This window comes from Paenibacillus sp. FSL R7-0331 (assembly GCF_000758645.1).
Lineage (GTDB): Bacteria > Bacillota > Bacilli > Paenibacillales > Paenibacillaceae > Paenibacillus_AQ > Paenibacillus_AQ camerounensis.
In genome coordinates this window covers 359,475-380,483 of the sequence record NZ_CP009284.1, presented here as the reverse complement: position 1 = coordinate 380,483, position 21,009 = coordinate 359,475, and the positions used below count along the sequence as shown (strand labels likewise).

Genomic DNA, 21,009 nt, shown 5'->3' with positions numbered 1-21,009 from the left:
AGGGATAGGTTTTGCTGAAAACGCTGCCACTTAACACACGGGGAATCCCTGCCAGCCGGATTGCCCTGGGCTGTATGGGCCTCGGGGGAGGCTGGGATCATGAGCCGCTGACTGCGGATAATATCCGGCAGGGACACGAGGCGGTTGAAGCCGCACTGGCAATCGGCATCAACTTTTTTGACCATGCGGATATCTATACCCGCGGTAAAGCGGAGAAGGTGTTCGGCCAGATCTTCAAGGACCGGCCCGGGCTCCGCGAGGAGATGATTATCCAGTCCAAATGCGGTATTAAGCTGATTGAGCCGGGAGACACCAGCAATACGTTTGATATCTCGGGAGAGCACATCCTGAGGAGTGTTGACGGCACCTTAGCCCGCCTCGGCACAGACTATCTTGATATCCTGCTGCTGCACCGGCCCGACCCGCTGATGGACCCGGAGGAGATTGCAGGGGCCCTGCATCAGCTCAAACAGTCGGGTAAGGTCCGCCACTTCGGCGTCTCCAACATGAGCGCCGCCCAGATCAGGCTGCTGCAGCACTATTGCGACGAGCCGTTTATTGTGAACCAGCTGCATATGAGCCTGGCCAAAATCAGCTGGCTTGATGCCATGATCAGCGTGAACCGCGAGCCCTGGAAGGACATCACCTTCCCTGAAGGCACGGTTGAATACTGCCGCATGGAGAATATCCAGCTGCAGGCCTGGGGACCGCTTGCTCAGGGCAGCTTCAGCGGCCGTTCGCTTGAAGGCCAGCCGGAGAGCGTAGTGAATACGGCCGCTATAGTCAGCTCGCTTGCTGAACAGAAGAGCACCACTCCTGAAGCTATAGTATTATCCTGGCTGATGAACCATCCGGCAGCGATCCAGCCGGTAATCGGCACCGTGAATCCCCGGCGGATCGCCGCCTGCGCCGGAGCCGATAAGGTGGAGCTGTCCCGCAAGGAATGGTATGAGCTGTATATAAGCTCGCGGGGGGAGAAGCTGCCTTAGGCGCTAATGGAATACACCCGGCAGCAGCATGAAGAGCGTCACCTCCGGTTGATCAGGCCGGAGGTGACGCTCTTTTGCGGTTATGCCTATATCAGTTATTTTTGACCTGCTCAAACGTATTCTTGAAGGTGAAGTTTACGGACTTACCCTGAATGGCATCGTTGTCGAAGGCAAGGCCGGTATCATCAACAAAAGTTACATTATAAGCAAGGTGCATGGTTTTTTTAGCCGGAAGAATCAGATTCGGAAGGTTGGCATCACGCCCTGCGCCTCCGTTATACAGGTCCTTAAGCGAGCCCACATAAGCATCCGATACACTGACCTCCACCGTCTGCCCGTTGTTATTCACACGATAAGTCCAGTCAAGCACGGCTTCTCTGGCAATTGCAAATGCCTCCTGTCCGCTGCGCGCCATCGCTTTGGTGAAGCTTGGGCCGTTAATCAGAGTTTTGAATAACTGATCCGCAGCCTCGTTCACTTGATTGAGCGCATCAGCATTAAGCGTAACACCGCCCGGCGTTGCCAGTGCAGCTACGGTTACTACCGCCTGCTCGCCAAAAGCGAGCGCAGCAGCCTGCTGATCGGATGTTCCTTCCGGCAGTGCCACAAGATCAGTCAATTTCGCATCCAGTGTTCCGGTGTTTTTAATCAGCATCGCACGGGTATGTGTATCCTTCGGTGCCCACAGCCCGGTACCCATACGGCCTGCATCAGAGTCGTTAGTATAGAACATCGGCCCTTCTACCGGAACGTCATTGCGGTGGGTAGTGAGAGACAAGGTGCCGGAAGCAAAGGTGCTGCCTGTATTTTGGGCAGAGCTGGTAAACAGGGCATAGGTTCCCCCGCCGATTGCGGCACAGAGCAGGACTACGGATGACAGTGCGGTAATGAGCAGTTTTTTCTTTTTCATCATGATAATAAGCTCTCCTTAGGAAAAGGGGGGCATCCCCCCTTTAAATTTTTGTATGAATATAAAGCCGCTATGACAGACCGGTCCGGCTGTTAATTATTCTTAGTCTGCTCTGCGTCCACCTTAATGCTGGCTGTTCCGGATTTGCCCTGATATTCATTGCCGGCATCTTTCGGGAACTCCACTTTGACATAAAGGGTCTCAGAAGCGCCGACAGCCAGCACACGGTCCGTCGCGGTAAGCGCTATAGTTCCGGCAGCATCCGAGTACACCTTAATGGTGACCGGATGGGTACCGCCGCCCAGATCGCCGCCGACAGCCAGTGCCAGGTCGTAACGCAGCTCTAGCGTACCTTCATTGCTTACTACTACAGGCTGAATGCTGGAGTCGCCCGGAGCCCAGTTGGTCAGATTAAAATACTTGGCGTATGGAGTATCCGTATCCTCTTTATCCAGTCCGATCTTGAGCGTGCCTGCGGCAAAGGTATTGCCTGTGTTTTGTACCGAACTCGTAAAGATCGCGAAGGACCCTCCGGCAATTAAAGTAGCCCCCAGTGCAGTAGTCGCCATTGCCATTGCCATTGTCTTTTTAAGGTTAGCCATTGTAATTTGTCTCCTCCTGGTCTCCATGCATGGAGAATATAATAGAATATTTATTGAATCTTCCCTAACCGCATGAGCGCGTTGAAAGGAAGCATCAACCGTTCGTTACCGGCGGTGAGTCACCGGCTGCCGCCTGCGGCTCTGCAGAATCGTCATCCATCCGCATAATCGCTTTAAACATCGTTACAATCGATGAGATCACCAGATAAACACCGGGAATCAGGATCACAATAATGATGCCGGCGGTCGATTTCACCCAGTTCATCAAAAACCCGGCCCATGGAACCGTGAAGTCGGCATAGCTTGCAACTACATTTCCTGCGGGAATCGGCGAAGGGTCCTGTGCGTCGTTATTATCGCCTTTGGTGATATAGGCAAGCTCAGCCCCGGTGCCGCTGATGCTTACAATCCGGTGAGTGATCAGGCTGCCTGATCCATCCAAAGCTTGGTAGGTAATAACATCCCCCGGCTGAAAGGCGGTCTGCCCGGCTTGATCCCTCACCGGATTAACTGCAATGATAGCCCCGGTCTTAATTCCTGGTTCCATCGAACCGGATAGGACAGTCAGAATTTCCTTGCCCAGAATCTTGGGTGTTCCGCCGTTCATTCTGCTGGTTACCGCTGATATCAGCACGACCAGAAACAGCGCCATCAAAACATACATGAGTATATTGCGGGTCCATTTGAGAATCACTTCAGGCATCTCCTTATTTGAAATCCGTTTTGTTTTGTCCTATTTTTACGGTTATGCCGTCAGCATTCGTCTCCGTCACAGGTGCGTCGGGATCAGCCGGTGCGCTCACCCCGGGATTGGCCGCTTCCTCAGCCTCAGGCTTAGCCTGCTCTTCTCCGGTATCGGGCTTAGCTGTATCTTCCGCTTCGAGTTTCGCCTTCACCTCTGCTTCGAGTTTCGCCTTCTCCTCTGCTTCGAGTTTCGCCTTCTCCTCTGCTTCGAGTTTGGCTTTCTCCTCTGCTTCGAGTTTGGCTTTCTCTTCGGCAGCTTTTAGCTCCTGTAGTGCGTCCGCTGCCTGGGTATACAGCTGTGAAGTTTCATCAGCATAAGTTCCGGCTTGTGAGGCCGCTGTCATCGCCTGCTGGTAGGCTGCCTGAACATAGGTATCTACCCGTACAGTTGAAGCAAGCCTGCGGACCATCTCCTGAAATTCGACTATGGTGAGATTAGCCTGAGCCAGCAGCTGCTCGAATACAGAAGTATCCGTTTGCTGAGCCGCCTCCAGCTGTTCAAAGGTAACAGCAAAGGAATCCAGCCGGAGCCTTATCTCCTCTCTCTGCTGTGCAAGATCCTGCTGTGAACGCAGGGAGTAGGCTTCGAGCTGCGCCAGCAGTTCAGCTGCAGACGCGGCAGCTCCGCGTGCTTGTTCAGCAGCCTCCTGTATGCCGCTCATTTGTCCTTCTGCCGCTTCGGAATCCGCATTCGTATCCGCGATGTCTGCGAACACCCCTTTGGCCGCCTCACGCTTCAGAACAGCCCGGTTCATCGCTTCACTGGCCTGATTTGCTAATTGGTCCACGGTTACCGGAAAAACAAAGGCGCTTGTAATACCCGATTCTGCCGCTGCACTGCCGGTTATAAGCGCATAGGTCGGTGAAGTGATCTGACCGATGCCATAGACTGAGATCACTACAATTCCCGCAAGCTGCGGAAGGATTAACCGGCGGTTATTTTTCTTACGCGAAGTTCGTGAAAGCCTCACAGGAGCCTCTCCTTTAGTAGCCGCACATAGCATGCAGACTAGTTCGTCTATCAGTCATTTGATCTTTATGAAGAACATATACTGTTCGTTATAAAGAACCTTGGCATAAGTATATGTCATGTTCCTGCATAATTTAAACCCTCATTTTTAAGCAAATTCGTTATAAAGAACGTTTTTGGCGGTCGTTTTCTCCTTTATACGCTGATTCGCTCATGTTTTCGTACTTTTTAGAGAACAGTCTTAGGGATTTCGAATTTTTTCAACGGGTATAGTGAAGCTGCTTCGGGGAGTTAAAGTGAGGTGAACAATAATGAAAACATTCTGAACGGGATTCATACATTGATTCAGGTAGTGCTTTGTCCGTTGTAGGGTTATTTGCTATACTGTTAACAAAAAGTGCGGAGGGGCGTTTAACTGTGCCGGAACATTTAGGAAATCGCATTCATCAGCTCCGCCTGGAGAAGGGCCTGTCATTATCCGAACTGGCGGATAAGGCGGACGTAGCGAAATCATACCTTAGCAATGTAGAACGAAATATTCAGTCCAATCCCTCTATTCAATTCATTGAGAAAATGGCCGATGCGCTACAGGTATCTATTCATATCCTGCTGTACGGGGAGCCGCTGGAAGCGCAGGAGCACTCACTCGACGGTGAATGGTTGCGCCTGGCACAGGAAGCTATGGCTTCAGGGATAAGCAAGCGGGAATTCAAAGAGTTCCTCGACTATCAGAAATGGCGGCTGGAGCAGAAGGATTAGGCTGATGTTATCCCCTGACATTCAAAGCAACCCCACTATATTCTTTCTGACATGCCAAAATAACCCCACCAGGTGGGGCCTTAACATGGAAGCTGACGCAGTTACTTTGCGGGGACCCCGGCATTCTGATTATTCAAAAAAGGGCACAGCCGCTTTCGCTGTGCCCTTCTCTGTATGTAACATCCGGATGACCCTCTGTATTACATCGCCTGCAAAGCCCTTTCACTCAAAAACCGGCGGATCTCCTCCGCCTTGAGGCCGGCCTGTCTGGCCGCCATCATCAAATACACCCATTCCAGATCCAGATCACCCGTCTGTAATTCTCTGTCATTGCCCTGGTTGGACTTATCCAAGAAATCTCCTCCTAAGATTATACGTCCCCAGGCAGTCCGGCCATCATAGTATTTCTACATTAGATCCGAGACTTTGTGCCCCTGTCTTTCGTCCAGGTTTACCCTTTACTGGACCCTTTACAAGAAAGGATCTGGCTAATACCAGCTTATAGATGTATGAAACCGCTATCTGCAATAACATTATATAGCATCCATCTAACAAAGTGTGTCGATTATTGGAAATATTTTAAGGGAATATCTTCGGAATTAACGATTCATTTTGTAGTATTTTGATTAAACTATATGAAAACTGTGCGCTATGCCCTGAATCTTTTGAAGCTTCCGGACCATTCTCCCAGAAAAGAAATAGACTTCTTTCACCCCGTTCCCATCACTCCAATCAGCTGTTTGCATTTATAGTGGTTCTGGATGAATTCCCGCCTGAATCATACCGTTTTGCGAACGGTACAGCACAAAGTATGAATTGATTAGCACGCTCTAAAGTAGCACAATAGAGGTGCAATGTAACCGCAAACATATCAGCCCCACCAGCCGCTGGTGTTTTTCTGGCGCATGTGGGGTTCATCCGTTAGGAGGATGTATTCATGGCAGCCAAAGGACCCTATAATGAATCCGTTTGGAGCAGTTATCACGGACCGAATCTGGGCTATATTCAAGACAAGTACGAACAATTTATCAAGGATCCTTCTTCAGTAGAACCTAATTACCGCGATCTTTTTACTACTAACGGGCCTCCACCGATGACACCGTTACCCGAGCAGGCTCCGCCGCCCGCTGTAACAGGAGATGCCGAATGGCTGCGGAAGGCTGTAAGAGCCTCCAAACTGATCGCTAATATTCGTATACATGGCCACCGCGCCGCCAATATCGACCCGCTTGACCGCGGAGAGAACCCGATGGCCCAGTGGCTGGACTTCCGGACTTATGATCTCACCCGTGAAGATCTCACAGCTATGCCCGCCTCGCTCATCTGGGAGAATGCGCCCGCAGACGTCAAAACTGCCTGGGATGCGGTACAGCGGATGCTGCAGGCTTATACTCAGACCATCGCTTACGAATTCGGGCATGTGCATGATGAGAAGGAGCTGCGCTGGCTGAACAGCCAGGCTGAGTCACTGAGTTCCCCGGCTCCGCTGAATAACGAAGAGCGCAAGGAGCTGCTGAACCGGCTGATTCAGGTGGAGCAGTTCGAGACCTTCCTGCACAAAACCTTTGTCGGCCAGAAGCGTTTTAGCCTTGAAGGCAACGATGCGCTCGTGCCGATGCTGGATGAGATTGTACGTGCTGCCGCACACGACGGTGCCGAGCATATTCTCATGGGTATGGCTCACCGCGGACGGCTTAATGTACTGGCTCACATTCTGGGTAAGCCTTATGATATTATTTTCTCAGAGTTCCATCATTCTCCTAATAAAGAGCTGTTCCCTTCCGAAGGCTCCATGGGGATCAATTACGGCTGGACCGGGGATGTCAAATACCATCTCGGCGCAGACCGGGCTGTGCGGCATGGGGAAACGGTACGCACCCGGATTACACTGGCCAACAACCCGAGCCATCTGGAATTCGTTAACCCGGTAGTCGAGGGCTTTACCCGCGCAGCTCAGGAGGACCGGAGCACTCCGGGATTGCCTAAGCTGGATACCAGCAAGGCTATGGCCGTGCTGATGCACGGCGATGCCGCATTTCCCGGTGAGGGCATTGTCGCGGAAACCCTTAATATCGGCAAACTGAAGGGTTATCAGAACGGCGGTACAGTGCATATTATCGTCAATAACCGCATCGGCTTCACTACGGAGAGTGAGGATTCACGCTCCACCCATTATGCCAGTGACCTGGCCAAGGGCTATGAAATCCCGATTGTGCACGTTAATGCCGATGATCCGGAAGCCTGCATCTCAGCCGTCCGTCTGGCCAGCAGCTACCGCAATCAGTTCAAAAAGGATTTTGTAATTGACCTGATCGGCTACCGCCGCCACGGACATAATGAAATGGATGATCCCGAGACAACCCAGCCGGTTGTCTATGGTAAAGTCCGCAATCATCCGACGGTCTACAGGCTGTATGCCGAACGGCTGCAGAGTGAACGGATTCTTACAGCGGAAGATGTAAAACGGATGAGTGCCGACTCGGAAGGCGTACTGCAGGCTGCCTTTGAAGCCATGAAGGCCGGCAAGCATAAGAATGGCGACTCCAAAACATCGGTGGTGCTTGAAGCAGAATCCAAAGCTCCGCGCTCTACAGCCGTTCCGCTCGGCACCCTGCAGGAGATCAACAGCGAGCTGCTGACTGCACCTGCAGGCTTCAAGGTATATCCGAAGCTTGCGCGGATTCTCCAGCGCCGCAAGGATGCGCTGAAGGACGGGGAACGGGTCGACTGGGCTCTGGCCGAGACGCTGGCCTTCGGGACGATCCTGAAGGACGGTACTCCGATCCGCCTCAGCGGACAGGATTCGCAGCGCGGCACCTTTGCCCACCGCCATCTGGTGCTGCATGACAGCGAGACCGGAGCTCTTCATTCACCGCTGCATCAGCTCAGCTCCTCCCGCGCTTCCTTCGGGGTTTACAACAGTCCCCTATCAGAAGCCTCGGTGCTTGGATATGAGTACGGCTATAATGTTTTTGCGCCCGATACCTTTGTAATCTGGGAAGCCCAATACGGCGATTTCGCCAATGCCGCCCAGGTTATCATTGACCAGTTCATCTCCGCCGGGCGGGCCAAATGGACACAGCGCAGCAATCTCGCGATCCTGCTTCCGCACGGCTACGAAGGCCAGGGGCCGGAGCATTCCAGCGCCCGGCTGGAGCGGTACCTGCAGCTCTCTGCTGAAGAGAACTGGACGGTAGCGAACCTGACCAGCGCCGCGCAGTATTTCCATCTGCTGCGCCGCCAGGCCGCCCTGTGCGGGCAGCCGGACGCCCGTCCGCTGGTCATCATGGCTCCGAAGAGCCTGATCCGCAACACGCGCAGCACATCCCCGGGAACGGAGCTTGCCTCCGGCAGCTTCCAGGCTGTGCTTCCTGAGCCGCTGCTGGGCAGCAAGCCGGCTGAGGTTACGCGTCTGGTTATCTGCAGCGGCAAGGTGGCTATCGACCTGCAGACCGAGCTCGAAGCAGCAGGCGGCCGCGACTGGTCCTGGCTGCATATTCTCCGGCTGGAGCAGCTTTATCCGTTCCCGCAGGCCGAGCTGGCGGCACATCTGAACAGCCTGAGTGCTCTGCAGGAGATTGTATGGGTACAAGAGGAGCCCAAAAACATGGGCGGCTGGAGCTATGCCGAATCCCGGCTGCGGGATATCTCTCCGCAGCAGGTCAGCGTACGGTATATCGGCCGTCCGGAACGGTCCAGCACGGCCAGCGGATATGCGGATGTCCATACCTTCGAGCAGCGCCGCATAGTTACAGAAGCCCTGAAATTGAACTCGCAAGTACAAGCGCCTGTACCGTCCTCCTGACCGGAGGACGGTGTCATCATAACGTAAACTATGAAGTTTAGGGAGGTAACGGCCTGTGTCCGAAATTAAAGTACCCGATCTGGGCGAGTCCATTTCCGAAGGAACGATCTACAAGTGGCTGGTAAAAGAAGGGGACACTGTCGGCCAGGGGGATGTGCTGGCTGAGCTTGAGACCGACAAGGTGAACCTGGAGATCAGCGCCGAGGAGGATGGCGTGATCTCCGCCATCCTCCGCCAGGCGGGCGAGAATGTCGCCGTCGGCGAAGCGATCGGCGTGATCGGCAGTGCCGGCGCGGCTGCTGGAGGTGGCGCGGCTGCGGATAGCAGCGCTGGCGGCAGCGCACAAGGGGGCAGCAGCGCTGCGCCTGCTGCTGCATCTCCGGCAGCGGAGGCACCCGCTGCCGCTGCACCGGCTCCGGCCGCTCCCGAAGGCGCGGCCGGCAGCACTGCGGCCCTGGCTACGCCGGGGGCGCGCAAGCTTGCGCGGGAGCGGGGCATCGACCTCGGCGAGGTCACTGCCCGCGACCCCATCGGCCGGATTGCCCAGGCCGATGTGAACGGCCACGGCGCAGCCGGCCAGGCGGCCGCTGCGCCAGCGGCACCGGCGCCGCAGACCGCGCCGGCTGCGGCGAACAAGCCCGCTGCGGCTAATGCAGCGCCGCAGGACGGCAAAGCCGTAGAGCGCAAGCGCATGTCGCGCAGGCGGCTGACCATTGCCAGCCGCCTGGTCGAGGCGCAGCAGACGGCGGCGATGCTGACCACCTTCAACGAGGTGGACATGTCGGCAATCCTCGACATCCGCAAGCGGCGGAAGGATGCCTTCAAAGAGAAGCATGATGTCGGACTCGGCTTCATGTCCTTCTTCACCAAGGCCGTGATCGGCGCACTCAAGACCTATCCTCTGCTGAATGCAGAGATTGACGGCGAAGAGCTGCTGATCAAGAAATACTATGACATCGGCATCGCTGTTTCCGCCAAGGAAGGCCTGGTCGTCCCTGTTGTCCGCGATGCGGACCGGCTCAGCTTCCCGGAAATTGAGCGCCAGATTCTCGGGCTGGCCTCCAAGGCCCGTGCCAACACGCTCAGCCTGCAGGAGCTGCAGGGCGGCACCTTTACAATTACCAACGGCGGCGTGTTCGGCTCTCTGCTCTCCACGCCAATCCTGAATACTCCGCAGGTCGGCATTCTCGGCATGCATAAGATCCAGCTGCGTCCGATCGCTCTGGACGAAGAAACCACCGTCAACCGGCCGATGATGTACATCGCCCTGTCCTACGATCACCGGATCGTAGACGGCTCGGAGGCAGTAAGCTTTCTCGTCAAGGTTAAGGAGCTGCTGGAAGATCCCGAGGCGCTGCTGCTGGAAGGATAAGCCTCCAGCAGCAACGGAGGTTTCAGGGCGGGATGCCGGAATACCGTGTTTGTTCATATCAACTAAACGTCCTCTGAACAGACCGGCAGCTATACATTCTACCACAAGGGGAGGCAGGAACATCCAATGTTCCTGCCTCCCTTTCTACTCATCGTCACTTTCCCGCCAACAGCCAACTCAATGGGATTTTTCCCTTTAAACTGCCTCATTCCACCCGACACGTACCCATTTAAAGGGATTTTTCCCTTTGAACTGCCCCATTCCAACCGTTACGAGCCTATTTAAAGGGATTTTTCCCTTTAAACTACTCCATTCCAACCGACACGTGCCTATTTAAAGGGATTTTTCCCTTTAAACTACTCCATTCCAACCGACACGTGCCCATTTAATGGGATTTTTCCCTTTGAACTACCCTATCCCATCCGACACGTGCCCATTGAAAGGGATTTTTCCCTTTAAACTGCCCCATTCCAAACGCTACGTGCCCATTGAAAGGGATTTTTCCCTTTAAACTGCCCTATTCCAACCGCTACGTGCCCATTGAAAGGGATTTTTCCCTTTAAACTGTCCCATTCCACCCGACACGTGCCCATTGAAAGGGATTTTTCCCTTTAAACTACTCCATTCCAACCGACACGAGCCTATTTAAAGGGATTTTTCCCTTTAAACTACTCCATTCCAACCGTTACGAGCCTATTTAATGGGATTTTTCCCTTTAAACTGCCCCATTCCATCTGCCACGTGCCCACTGAAAGGGATTTTCCCCTTTAAACCGCCTCATTCTAACCACTCATTTCACCCGTTCCACCCGCCAGCAGCCAATCCCGGGGAGTCCCCTCCGGCCTTCCCTTTCATTAGCCGCATCCTCCCCACCTCTTGTACCCGCTGTATCCATCAGGCGGGCGCTGAATTCAAATAACCCGGCCCGCTGCAAGCGGAACCGGGTTACCCTCACCCTATTTATGTTACAGCTCTACAAGCCGTTCAACTCTCCCGCTTACAACCCGCCCTTAATCAGTTCCCCGGCCAGCTCAAGCAACTTTTCCTTCGTCAGCACCCGGTCGCCCCAGGAATTCAGCTGAATATAGGCGTCCTTCGGCTCATTGTACCATGTCAGGTAAAAAAACGACTTCGGCTGGTAATCAATATAATTGTAGATGACTTCCCTGCCCTCTACTTTGATTTTCTCCGCTTTATCCGCAGGCTTCTGAGGAACCGTCATGTTGCCGCCGTTCATCATAAAAGCCGAGAGATTGATGAATGCCCCGCCCTTCATATATTGTGCACTCAGCGCTCCGGTTTCGGTCCAAGGTATCACCTTCATGAATAAATTACGCGTCTTATCCTTCTGGGCTTCTCCGGTCATTTCACTCAATGTCTGCTGATAGGCCGGGTCGTTATTTCTTGCGTCCACGGTTGGATATAGCGGCTGTACTACCCCGTATTTAAGATCATACCCTCCGGCTGTCTCCGGCAGAACCAAAGGTGAGCTCTTAGCCTTCATCTGATTAAGGAATGCAGAATACTCAGTGATCCGCTCCTCCTTATATGCCAACTGCAGCCTGCTTCCTGTACCCTCCGAGACTGGCTCTCCTCTAACAAAATAAGCAACCTGCTCACCCGGCTTAGCAAAATTCATCAGCTTCTGCTCATACTTGTAGTAAGAGGATACCCCCTTCGCTAACCGCTCCTCTTCTGTTTCTGTGTTTACAAAATGCTGTATCTTAACCTCGCCCGCCTTATTGCGGACCTGAATATACTCCGATGCTGCATATGCTGATGCTGCAATCAGCAGCGTTACAACAAGCATTCCTGAGGTTGCAGCTGTTTTGCCGGCAAACCGGATTCCGCTGCGTCTCCGTACCGGCTCCATTTCCCGGATACGTGTCATGACCTGATCTGTCACATTAATACCAGGCAGCAGCTCCTCATGGACTGCAGCTCCTTTTATATCTTGGTGCCCGCTATGGATTCCGGCTCGTTCCAAGAGATCTCCTCCTCTGTCTTCATCGCATTCCTGACCTTCCGCTTAATCCGCTCCATCCGCTTGTGCAGCGCATTGGGACTGCTGCCGAGAATCTGTCCCATCTCCTGAAAGGTCAGCTCCTCAAAAACACGCAGCACCAGCATATTCCGTTCCTCCGGTGTCAGCAGCCCGAGTGCCTCTCCCAGACCCGGGCTGAATATCCGCGCCTCCATCTGCTGCTCCGCGCTTACGCTCACCGTCTCCGGCCGGAACAGCCGCAGAATGCGCTCCTGCATCCGCCGCCGGCGCAGCAGATTCAGACAATAATTGCCCGCAATTCGGTACAGCCAGGCGGAGAAGCTGACCTCCTGCTTGTACCGCCCGATAGCCTGGTAGGCTTTGACCAGAATATCCTGCACTGCATCCTCAGCATCCTGCTGATTACCCAGCATACGGCAGCAGTAACGGTACAGCGGCTGCTGAAACTGTCCGACGATCCAGGCATAGATTTCCCTGTTGCCCTGCTGGACCTGCGCGACTACAGCCTCCACCTGCTCCTTATCGTGCAAATGCTCCTGTGACGTTGCCAGCACCTCCTTTCCATGTATACCTCTATAACACCTGGCCTCTCCAAAAAGTGCCTGTCTCCGGTAAATTATTTTCAGCTATGTAAATGGAACCTCATCATCCGTTTTCATCCTGATCCGTTTGGCTGCCCCTGTTATAGCATTTCGCCCCCCTGCTCCCCAGTCCTCCCCAAAGTGTAAACATGCCAAAAAGAGATACCTGCCTCCGCATACACGGAAGCAAATATCTCTTTTTGGGCTGCTCTATATAAGCAGCCTTCTCTTTGTGTGTAACCTTCTTAAGCCGACATGTTGCTATATATGGTCAAGCCGTAGGCCGTGAAGGCTTCAGGCTCATTCCCTTTTCTCTTGGCTGTCTTTGTCCCGGCGCTTTCAGGGATACTGCGATGAGGCAGGCCAGGATGCACAGCAGACCGATGATGATGAAGGTAGGCTTGAACCCGCCGAGCAGCGCTGCGATGAACGATCCGGACAATGCACCGATTCCAAAGCCCTGATAGATAACACCATAGTTCTTGCTGTGATTCTTCAGTCCGAAGAAATCGCTGACGATTGCCGGGAAGACGGTGATGTTGCCTCCGAAGCAGAAGGCAATGGCCGCTACACAGGTGAAGAACAGGCCGTAGTTCAAGGTGGCATAGCTTAAGGTAAACATTGCCGCCGCTGTTACAGCCAGGGTAATACTAAGCAGCTTCAGCCGGCTCATCCGGTCGGACAATGCGCCGAGAATCAGGCGTCCGGCCGTGTTGAAGATGGCAATCATCGCTACGGCATTAGCAGCTGCGGCCACATCCAGGCCGGCCAGTGTCACGCCGATATCCTTCACAATACCGATCAGGTAAAGACCGCTCATGCAGGCCGTGAAAAAGATGACGAACAGCAGATAAGCTTCCTTGGTGCGCAGCATTTCTTTTACCGTATAGTCTTTGGCCGGTATTGCTGTACCTGCTGCCGCCGCTCTGCCAGAGACAGCCTGTGCCTCAGCCGGAGCCGGAACTGGAGCTTCCCTCACCAGCATGGAGCCGATAACGATCATGATCATCACGATGATGCCCCAGTACAGAAAAGCACCGGATACTCCTTGAGACTCAATCAGGCTGCCGTTAATATATTTGAAGATCAGGCTGCCCGTACCGTAAGCTCCGACGGACACCCCGGAGATCAGCCCTTTATTCTTAGGGAACCACTTAATCAGATTGGACAGCGAGGTTATGTACGCGGTTCCGTCCGCATAACCCACCACTACGCCAGCCAGCAGATAAAACATCGGGAGGGAGCTGGCCTGCGAACTTAAGATCAGGCCAAGCCCCAGCATAATCCCTGCAGCAGCGGTCAGTCTGCGGAGGCCGAACCGGTCCTGCAGCTTCCCCGCAAACAATGTCGCGAAGGCCAGGGCAAAGCTGGTAATGGAAAACGTTATTGAAACAGAGCTGAGCTCCCATCCGAACTTGCTGACAAGCTGTGCATTGAACAAACTCCATGTATAAATGGTGCCCAGTCCCATTTGCATGATGACTGTGCCTAGAACGATAAGCCATTTTTTGTTGCCTGGCATAGCTGTAGTCATGGATGATTCCTTCTTTCTCTCTGAAGTCGCTTGAGGTCTTCTTTGCCTCCTCATTGTAGCGAAATAACGCTTTCTTGAGAGAAATCCGGAATGAGATGACGGTAATAGGGAATGAACTGCCGCTAGAGGCGCATGATCTGCCTGAATTCCTTCACCTTGCCGCGGCTTACAGGCACTTCAGCATCCAGATCACGCAGCCGCAGCAGATAAGTATTGTTGAACCAGGGGGTGATTTCCTTGATCTTGGACAGGTTCACAAGATAAGAGCGGTGACAACGGAAAAAGCGGTCCTGCGGCAGCCGGCTGTGAAATTCGCTGATGCTGAGCGCCATGCTGTATTCTTCACCCTTAGTGATTACGCTTGTCGTTTTTTCCTGCGCCGAAGCATAATAGATCTCGTCGGCATCGACGACGATGATCTTTTCATTTTTCCACAGATTCACCTTATCGCTGAGCTTGACGCGCTCTTCTTCGCCTTGCCGCCCGCGCGCCGCAAATGCTCCCTCCAGCTTGTGCAGCATCGCCTTAATCCGTATTTCACTGTACGGCTTGAGAATATAGTCAAAGGCTTCAATCTCAAAGGCCTCGGCGGCATGCTCCTTGTACGCGGTAATAAATACAATATACGGCTTAACGGAGAACCTGCTTATATTCTGGGCCAGCAGCACGCCGTCAATAGAGGGAATGTTAATATCCAGAAAAATCACATCAACCTCTTCAGTCTGCAGATATTTCAGCGCATCCAGCCCGTCCTCAAATTCGGCGGCAATCCGGATGCTGCTATGCGTTCCTATCAGAAAAGCCAGCTCCTGCCTGGCCAGCTCCTCATCCTCCACAATTATCGCTCTCATCGCTGCTCCTTTTTGACGTCAAAATAAATGTCCGTCCCTTTATCAAGCCTTCGGATAGTCAGACCCTGGCCGTAAATCAGCTTCACCCGCTGGTGTACATTGTACAGTCCGATTCTGTTGTCCGGCATACTTCCGCTGTAGACCCGCTCAATCGTCTCCTCACTGATCCCGGCCCCGGTATCGGCAATGCCGACCCGCACCGCCTTACCCTGGTCTTTTACCGAGATAGTTACTGTGCCCTGGCCCTTCGCCTTCAGAATACCGTGCACGATTGCGTTCTCCACCAGGGGCTGAATAATCAGGCTGGGAATCCGCACCTCGACCTCGTCGATATCATACTCTACCGCCAGCCGGCTGCCGAACCGCGCCTTCTCAATCTCCACATACTGCTGAACCTGCTGCAGCTCACGCCGGATATCAATGAATTCGCCCGACAGCTCGAGATTGTAGCGCATATAGCCGGACAGATTGACGATCAGCTCCCGTGCCTTGCCCGGATCGATACGGATGGAGGAAGCAATCGCATTCAGCGCATTAAACAGAAAGTGCGGATTGATGCTGGTCTGCAGCGCCTTCAACTCCGCCTTATTGGCCATCTCTTTGATCCCCTCGACCCGGGATACCTCCATCAGCGTGGAGATCATCTGCGAAAGACCGACAGCCATTGCCTGCAGGGAATAGGTAATTTTGTGGGCTTTGGTGTAATAGATCTTCAGTGCCCCGGTCACCTCACCCTTCTCCTTGAGCGGAATGATGATCAGCGAGCGGATCGCCCGGTTCATATATTCCGTATCATCATCACGGATTGTAATTTCTCCGCTGCTGATTGTTTTCTTCGTCTCCTCGCTGATAATGTCGTCTGTCTCGGTGTAGTACTCCTCACCAACGCCGACATAAGCGCGGATATGCCCGGTATCGGTAATGGCTACGGCATCAGCCCCGATATCGTCCTTGATAATTTCACAGATGATCCGCAGCGACTGGGGATTAATGTTCCGGAAATACGGCAGCGTTTTATTGGCAATATCCAGCGCCAGCTTGGACTGCTTAGCAGCGATCCGTTCCTTCTCCCCTTCTACACTCTGCACCAGCATGACAATGAAGCCAACACAGATCTGACCGGCAATCATCGGAAAAGCAATCTTCGATACGATATCCGCACCAAGCGCAGCCGGGTTAGCCATCACCAGGATCAGCACCATCGTCAGCGCTTCACAGGCCATACCGGCCAGAATACCGGCAATCCAGCGTTTGTCCGGCGAAGTGCGCTTGTAGATCACTCCCGAGACTACCCCGGCTGTGATACTGGTAATCAGGCAGGGCACCGAAGTAACACCGCCGATATCAATCAGAAACCGGTGAATGCCCGAGATCAGTCCGGTAATCAGCCCTACCCAGGGTCCGAAAAGAATACCGCCGGCTACGATGGCAATGATCCGCACATTCACGAGTGAGCCTTCCACGTTAATTCCGGTATACGTCCCCAATATGGCAAACAGGCTGAACACTACTGTCACCATAACGAGTTCCTGCGGAGCATATGCCCCTTTTATAAAAATCTCTTTAAACCGCGGCAGCCGGGTCAGCACGAACAGGCACATCAGCAGCAGCGCCGCCCGCTCAAACAATTGCAGCAGAATCGTCAAATTATAGTGCACGTTCACGCCTCCAAAGGTCAATCTAAAGGTTCATTATAGAGTCTGCCCCTTCCTGTTAGCAATCTGACATCGCCGCTTCCCGCATATTCGACTGCCGCATTAAGTCTTATAATAAAAGAATGGCTGTCACCGCCTGCCGACTCTTTGCGAGGCCAAATCATGTTAGAGGGGTGCTTTTATTATTTTGCCGATTACTAATGAAATTACAAATGAACAGGATTTGCTCCAGGCTGTACAAAAAGACCCGTGGATGATGGATATACTTGCTACTGTTCGCACCCTCGGACTGCCGGACTGCTGGGTCTGCGCCGGATTTGTACGCTCCAAGGTATGGGATATCCAGCTCGGCTTCAACAGCAGAACGCCGCTTGCCGATGTGGATGTTATCTATTACGATCCGGCTGATCTGCGGGAAGAGACGGAAAAGCTGCTGGAAGCCCGGCTGCGGGAACTAGACAGTACGATTCCGTGGTCCGTGAAGAATCAGGCCAGGATGCATACCGTTAACAGCCTTCCGCCATATAATTCCTCTTCAGACGGAATGGCTAACTTCCCGGAAACGGCAACCGCACTGGGGCTGGCCCTTACTGCGCAGGGTGAGCTGCTTCTGGCTGCCCCACATGGAATCAGCGATGTTATCGGTCTTGTGGTCAGGCCTTCCCCCCGGTTCAGCTCCGACCCGTATTTACAGGAGGTCTACACGCAGCGGATCACCAAAAAGAACTGGCAGGCAGTATGGCCTCAGCTGAGGATTATTACTGCGCCGTGAAGCTAACCGGTCTGCGGATGTTTTCCTCTGCCAGCTGAAAAACAGCAGCCGCTCCCCTAGGGGAACAGCTGCTGCTGTATCAACGCGCGTCCATTCATTTCTCCCGCTGCACCGCCGGAAAGCTACCGGCCTGCAGCTGCGGGTGCCTTATACCGCCAGGTCAATCCCGATTACACCAACCGTATCTCCCTGGCTGTTCTTAATTGCCCGCGACAGGGTGATGCAGGAACGCTTGGTAATGGCTGAGACATACGGCGAGGAGACATATTCGCCCTCAGCCATCGCTCCGCTCCACCACTCCCGCCGCTTCGCATTCATCAGTCCGGCTGCAGGCTCGGAGAAAATAAACGTCCCGTCCGTACGGTTAGACCAGATCGCCTGCACCTCCGGCACCCGCTTCATACAGGCAGTAAGTACACTGCCGTGGTTTGCTGAATCTGGTACATACAGCTCCTGTCTGGCCGAAAGCTCCTGCAGCACCTTTTGCATTTCCTCCAGACGCCCTGTATACCCGTCTGCTGTGACAGCATTTCCTCCGGCTATCTGGCTCACCGACTGCTGCAGAGCCTGAGACTCACTCAGCAGGCTCGCGCTGATCTCATTAAGCTGGCCGATCTGTGATCTCTGCCGCGTTACCTGCTCAAGGGTCAGGTCAACTCCGGCGATCGTTTCATTGACAATACCGACAGCGCCCTTCAACTCACCGGCTGCCGCTTCGATAAGTCCGCTTTGCCGGGAGGCTGCAGCCACCGTATCAATCACTGCAGTTCCGACCTCTTCCATTCTGGCTGACACATCGGAGAGCCTAAGCTTCACCGTCTCAACCTCATGCACACCATGAGAGACTGCCTTTTGCTCTTTAGCCACGGAGTCCAGCACCTGCCGGACTCCGCTGTTAATGTCCAGCAGCACCTCTGACGAGCGTTCTACCGAGCTTCTGCTCTGGTCTGCCAGCTGTCTGATTCTTGCAGCAACCACAGCGAATCCCCGCCCCTGCTCTCCGGCCCGTGCTGCTTCAATGGAAGCATTGAGCGCAAGCAGAGAGGTCTCATTCACAATCCCTACAATTAAGGAGTTGATCTCCTCCACCACAGCAATATGGCCGCTGAGTACAGTGAACTCATCCAGCATATCGCCGCTTCTCTGCTGCAGCTCAGCCATAACCTCATCTGTATTCTTGAGTGAGCCGACCATATCCGCCATGCCCCGGCTGGCATCATTCATGCTTGCTCCGAGCCGCTCTGTCAGCGTACTGATTTGTGCAGTCATTTCAGCCGCACCGCCCATTGTCGCAAAAGCCCCCTCAATGTTAGCTTTGGCTTCATTGCTCCGGATCTGCAGGTCTATCTCGTAGGCATGGGAATAATCTGCTGTCTGCTGCAGCCCCTCTGTATGACGGCTGATCTCCTCAAGCGCGCCGTGGAGCCTGTCTGAGGTAACAACAATCTCATTGCCGAGCCGTTCAATCTGATCCCTGGCCTCTTCCAGCTGTCTGTCTCTATAAATTCCGGCGCGGTATGTATTCCATACGAGCCCGCCAAGCGCTGCCGCCAGCACCAGAAACACCAGCCTATGCAGCCAGCTGATCTCAATCCACAATCCGTACAGACCAACCGTCAGCAACAGCAGAACGACCAGGACATTTTTACTCCGGTGAACCCGCATTTATACTCCCACTCCACTCTATTATGTTATGTATTCTAACATTATATCAGCGTAGTTAAATAAAGGAAGTATTTTCATCACATAAGTAAAAGAGCCGTCCCTTCTGCAATAGCTTGCATCAAAGGACAGCCCGTTATTTAATCAGTCTGCTTCAATATTAGACGTGAGCCGCCGCCCGCTCCAGCATTCCGCGGGCAATCCACACTCCGGCGGCACCGGCCTGGGCCAGTCCGCGGGTAATTCCGGCGCCGTCCCCGCCGCAGTACAATCCGGAAATCTCCGTTTCCAGCTGCTCTGTCAGCTTAGGGCGGGCTGAATAGAACTTCGCTTCCACACCGTAGAACAGCGTATGCTCGGAAGCAATGCCCGGTGTTACCTTTTCCAGCGCCTCTACCATTTCGATCAGGCTCTTCATGGTGATATAAGGCAGGACCAGACCGAGATCGCCCGGAACTGCTTCTTTCAGCGTCGGCTCAAGGAACCCCTCCTTAATCCGGGTCTCTGTAGAACGGCGCCCGCGCAAGATATCTCCGTACTTCTGGACGATTACACCGCCGTTAGATAAATCATTGGCCCGCTTACAAATTTCCCGGGCGTATTCATTCGGCTTGTCAAACGGCTCTGTAAAGGTATGCGAGACAAGCAAAGCAAAATTCGTATTTTTGGAGCCCAGCGCAGGATCTTTATAGGAGTGTCCGTTGGCTGCCATAACCCCGCTGTGATTTTCTACAACAACGTGGCCTGACGGATTACTGCAGAACGTCCGGACACGGGTGCCGACAGAGGTATTGAACACAAATTTGCCTTCATACAGATGCTCATTGATCTCGCGCATCACCACATCGGAGGTTTCGACTCTGACCCCGACATCAACCTGGTTATTGTACATCTTCAGCCGGCGTTTCTTGAGCACTTCAGTCAGCCAGGCGGAGCCGTCACGGCCCGGGGCGATCATTACATTATCCGCCTCATGGATTTCTCCGTTCTTCAGCGTAATTCCGGTAATGCGGTGGGAGCCGTTCTCCTTAACTGTAACAATATCCTGAACCTCGGTCTTGAACAGCATTTCAATCCGTGTTTTCAAATATTCATATATGGATTTAAGAATTTCGAGATTCTGCTCGGTGCCAAGATGCCGTACCTGTGCACGCAGCAGCTTGAGACCGGCGGCATAACCGCGCTGCTCGATGCTGCGGATGCTTTCCGTCGTCGGATCGGTAATGGCCGGGGTAGCGCCATGCTCAAGGTTAATGGCATCCACATATTCGATCAGCTCCAGCACCTTTGATGGTGCCAGGTAGTCCGTCATCCAGCCGCCGAATTCCGTTGTTATATTGAACTTGCCGTCGCTGTAAGCGCCCGCGCCTCCAAAACCTGCCGTAATGGAGCAAGCAGGCAGGCAGCCTGCAAATTCCTTGCGGCCGGATGCCGGCGGACACAGCTTGATTTTCTCTTCAAGGATCGGGCAGCTGCGGCGGTATATGTCATGGCCTTTATCTACAAGCAATATCTTCAGGTCCGGTGCCTTACGGGTCAGTTCATAGCAGGCAAAGATTCCGGCCGGGCCGGCCCCTACAACAATCACATCATATTTACTCATCTGTTCTCTTGTCCTCCCAGGAAGAAACGCCGCATTTTCTGCCGCCGCTTCTGTGATTTACACACAAAAAAATCCCGACTCTTCATAGGTATGCAAAACGCACCCTATTCGTAGCCAGGAATTTACGGTTCCCTGTAGAAACCCCCAAACCTTATCTCCGGGGATATACGAACAGCTTCACTTTATTTTATGAGC

Annotated in this window: 17 protein-coding genes and 2 riboswitches; of the genes, 5 read left to right on the top strand and 12 right to left on the bottom strand. The window is 53.5% G+C overall.

Going from position 1 to position 21,009, the window contains the following annotated elements:
- Window positions 1-11: 11 nt before the first annotated feature.
- The gene (locus R70331_RS01650; protein ID WP_042172305.1) at window positions 12-989 is read left to right on the top strand and encodes an aldo/keto reductase; all 978 of its coding nucleotides are present in this window, start codon (window positions 12-14) and stop codon (window positions 987-989) included.
- A 91-nt stretch (window positions 990-1,080) separates the two neighbouring features.
- Here the strand turns inward: R70331_RS01650 and R70331_RS01645 are convergent, their stop codons facing one another.
- The 4 genes from R70331_RS01645 to R70331_RS31390 form a co-directional block, all read right to left on the bottom strand.
- Window positions 1,081-1,902, bottom strand: coding sequence for a TasA family protein (locus tag R70331_RS01645; RefSeq protein WP_042172304.1), 822 nt, complete (start codon window positions 1,900-1,902; stop codon window positions 1,081-1,083).
- Window positions 1,903-1,991: 89 nt separating this feature from the next.
- The gene (locus tag R70331_RS30230) at window positions 1,992-2,501 is read right to left on the bottom strand and encodes a TasA family protein (RefSeq protein ID WP_052418878.1); all 510 of its coding nucleotides are present in this window, start codon (window positions 2,499-2,501) and stop codon (window positions 1,992-1,994) included.
- A 94-nt stretch (window positions 2,502-2,595) separates the two neighbouring features.
- A complete protein-coding gene (sipW, locus tag R70331_RS01635) occupies window positions 2,596-3,195 on the bottom strand; it encodes a signal peptidase I SipW (protein WP_052418877.1) in 600 nt (199 codons plus the stop codon).
- A 13-nt stretch (window positions 3,196-3,208) separates the two neighbouring features.
- Window positions 3,209-4,216, bottom strand: a complete 1,008-nt coding sequence (locus R70331_RS31390; protein WP_042172301.1) for a hypothetical protein — start codon at window positions 4,214-4,216, stop codon at window positions 3,209-3,211.
- Window positions 4,217-4,632: 416 nt separating this feature from the next.
- On the opposite strand from R70331_RS31390, the gene R70331_RS01625 reads away from it, so the two are divergent.
- Window positions 4,633-4,974 (top strand): helix-turn-helix domain-containing protein, encoded by a 342-nt coding sequence (locus R70331_RS01625; RefSeq protein WP_042172297.1) that lies wholly within the window; start codon window positions 4,633-4,635, stop codon window positions 4,972-4,974.
- 200 nt (window positions 4,975-5,174) lie between these two features.
- Here the strand turns inward: R70331_RS01625 and R70331_RS30890 are convergent, their stop codons facing one another.
- Window positions 5,175-5,327, bottom strand: a complete 153-nt coding sequence (locus R70331_RS30890) for an anti-repressor SinI family protein (protein ID WP_081947430.1) — start codon at window positions 5,325-5,327, stop codon at window positions 5,175-5,177.
- Between the two features lie 27 nt (window positions 5,328-5,354).
- Window positions 5,355-5,440: riboswitch (cyclic di-GMP riboswitch) on the bottom strand.
- A 471-nt stretch (window positions 5,441-5,911) separates the two neighbouring features.
- On the opposite strand from R70331_RS30890, the gene R70331_RS01620 reads away from it, so the two are divergent.
- Window positions 5,912-8,779: a 2-oxoglutarate dehydrogenase E1 component gene (locus R70331_RS01620; RefSeq protein ID WP_042172294.1), complete on the top strand. Its 2,868-nt coding sequence runs from the start codon at window positions 5,912-5,914 to the stop codon at window positions 8,777-8,779.
- 55 nt (window positions 8,780-8,834) lie between these two features.
- A complete protein-coding gene (gene odhB / locus R70331_RS01615) occupies window positions 8,835-10,151 on the top strand; it encodes a 2-oxoglutarate dehydrogenase complex dihydrolipoyllysine-residue succinyltransferase (protein WP_042172291.1) in 1,317 nt (438 codons plus the stop codon).
- Between the two features lie 997 nt (window positions 10,152-11,148).
- On the opposite strand, the gene R70331_RS01610 is transcribed toward odhB, so the two are convergent.
- The 5 genes from R70331_RS01610 to R70331_RS01590 all read right to left on the bottom strand — a co-directional run bounded on the left by R70331_RS01610 (window position 11,149) and on the right by R70331_RS01590 (window position 16,723).
- Window positions 11,149-12,138 carry a hypothetical protein gene (locus tag R70331_RS01610; RefSeq protein ID WP_042172288.1) on the bottom strand — a complete coding sequence of 330 codons (990 nt, stop codon included), beginning with the start codon at window positions 12,136-12,138 and terminating at the stop codon, window positions 11,149-11,151.
- On the bottom strand, window positions 12,099-12,710 hold the full coding sequence (locus R70331_RS01605) for an RNA polymerase sigma factor (RefSeq protein ID WP_042172285.1): 612 nt from the start codon (window positions 12,708-12,710) through the stop codon (window positions 12,099-12,101). Before R70331_RS01605 ends, R70331_RS01610 begins: the two co-directional genes overlap by 40 nt.
- A gap of 298 nt (window positions 12,711-13,008) precedes the next feature.
- A complete protein-coding gene (locus R70331_RS01600; RefSeq protein WP_156131057.1) occupies window positions 13,009-14,271 on the bottom strand; it encodes an L-lactate MFS transporter in 1,263 nt (420 codons plus the stop codon).
- Window positions 14,272-14,393: 122 nt separating this feature from the next.
- Window positions 14,394-15,122, bottom strand: coding sequence for a LytR/AlgR family response regulator transcription factor (locus tag R70331_RS01595; RefSeq protein ID WP_042172283.1), 729 nt, complete (start codon window positions 15,120-15,122; stop codon window positions 14,394-14,396).
- Window positions 15,119-16,723, bottom strand: coding sequence for a LytS/YhcK type 5TM receptor domain-containing protein (locus R70331_RS01590; RefSeq protein ID WP_197071438.1), 1,605 nt, complete (start codon window positions 16,721-16,723; stop codon window positions 15,119-15,121). The genes R70331_RS01595 and R70331_RS01590 overlap by 4 nt, the downstream gene beginning before the upstream one ends.
- Window positions 16,724-16,964: 241 nt before the next feature.
- On the opposite strand from R70331_RS01590, the gene R70331_RS01585 reads away from it, so the two are divergent.
- Complete coding sequence (locus R70331_RS01585; RefSeq protein ID WP_331281496.1) at window positions 16,965-17,549, top strand: nucleotidyltransferase family protein; 585 nt, start codon at window positions 16,965-16,967, stop codon at window positions 17,547-17,549.
- A 147-nt stretch (window positions 17,550-17,696) separates the two neighbouring features.
- Here the strand turns inward: R70331_RS01585 and R70331_RS01580 are convergent, their stop codons facing one another.
- Together R70331_RS01580 and R70331_RS01575 are read right to left on the bottom strand one after the other, a co-directional pair.
- Window positions 17,697-19,214, bottom strand: coding sequence for a methyl-accepting chemotaxis protein (locus R70331_RS01580; RefSeq protein WP_052418876.1), 1,518 nt, complete (start codon window positions 19,212-19,214; stop codon window positions 17,697-17,699).
- Between the two features lie 157 nt (window positions 19,215-19,371).
- Complete coding sequence (locus R70331_RS01575; protein WP_042172281.1) at window positions 19,372-20,814, bottom strand: NAD(P)/FAD-dependent oxidoreductase; 1,443 nt, start codon at window positions 20,812-20,814, stop codon at window positions 19,372-19,374.
- 91 nt (window positions 20,815-20,905) lie between these two features.
- Window positions 20,906-21,005: riboswitch (purine riboswitch) on the bottom strand.
- Window positions 21,006-21,009 lie beyond the last annotated feature (4 nt).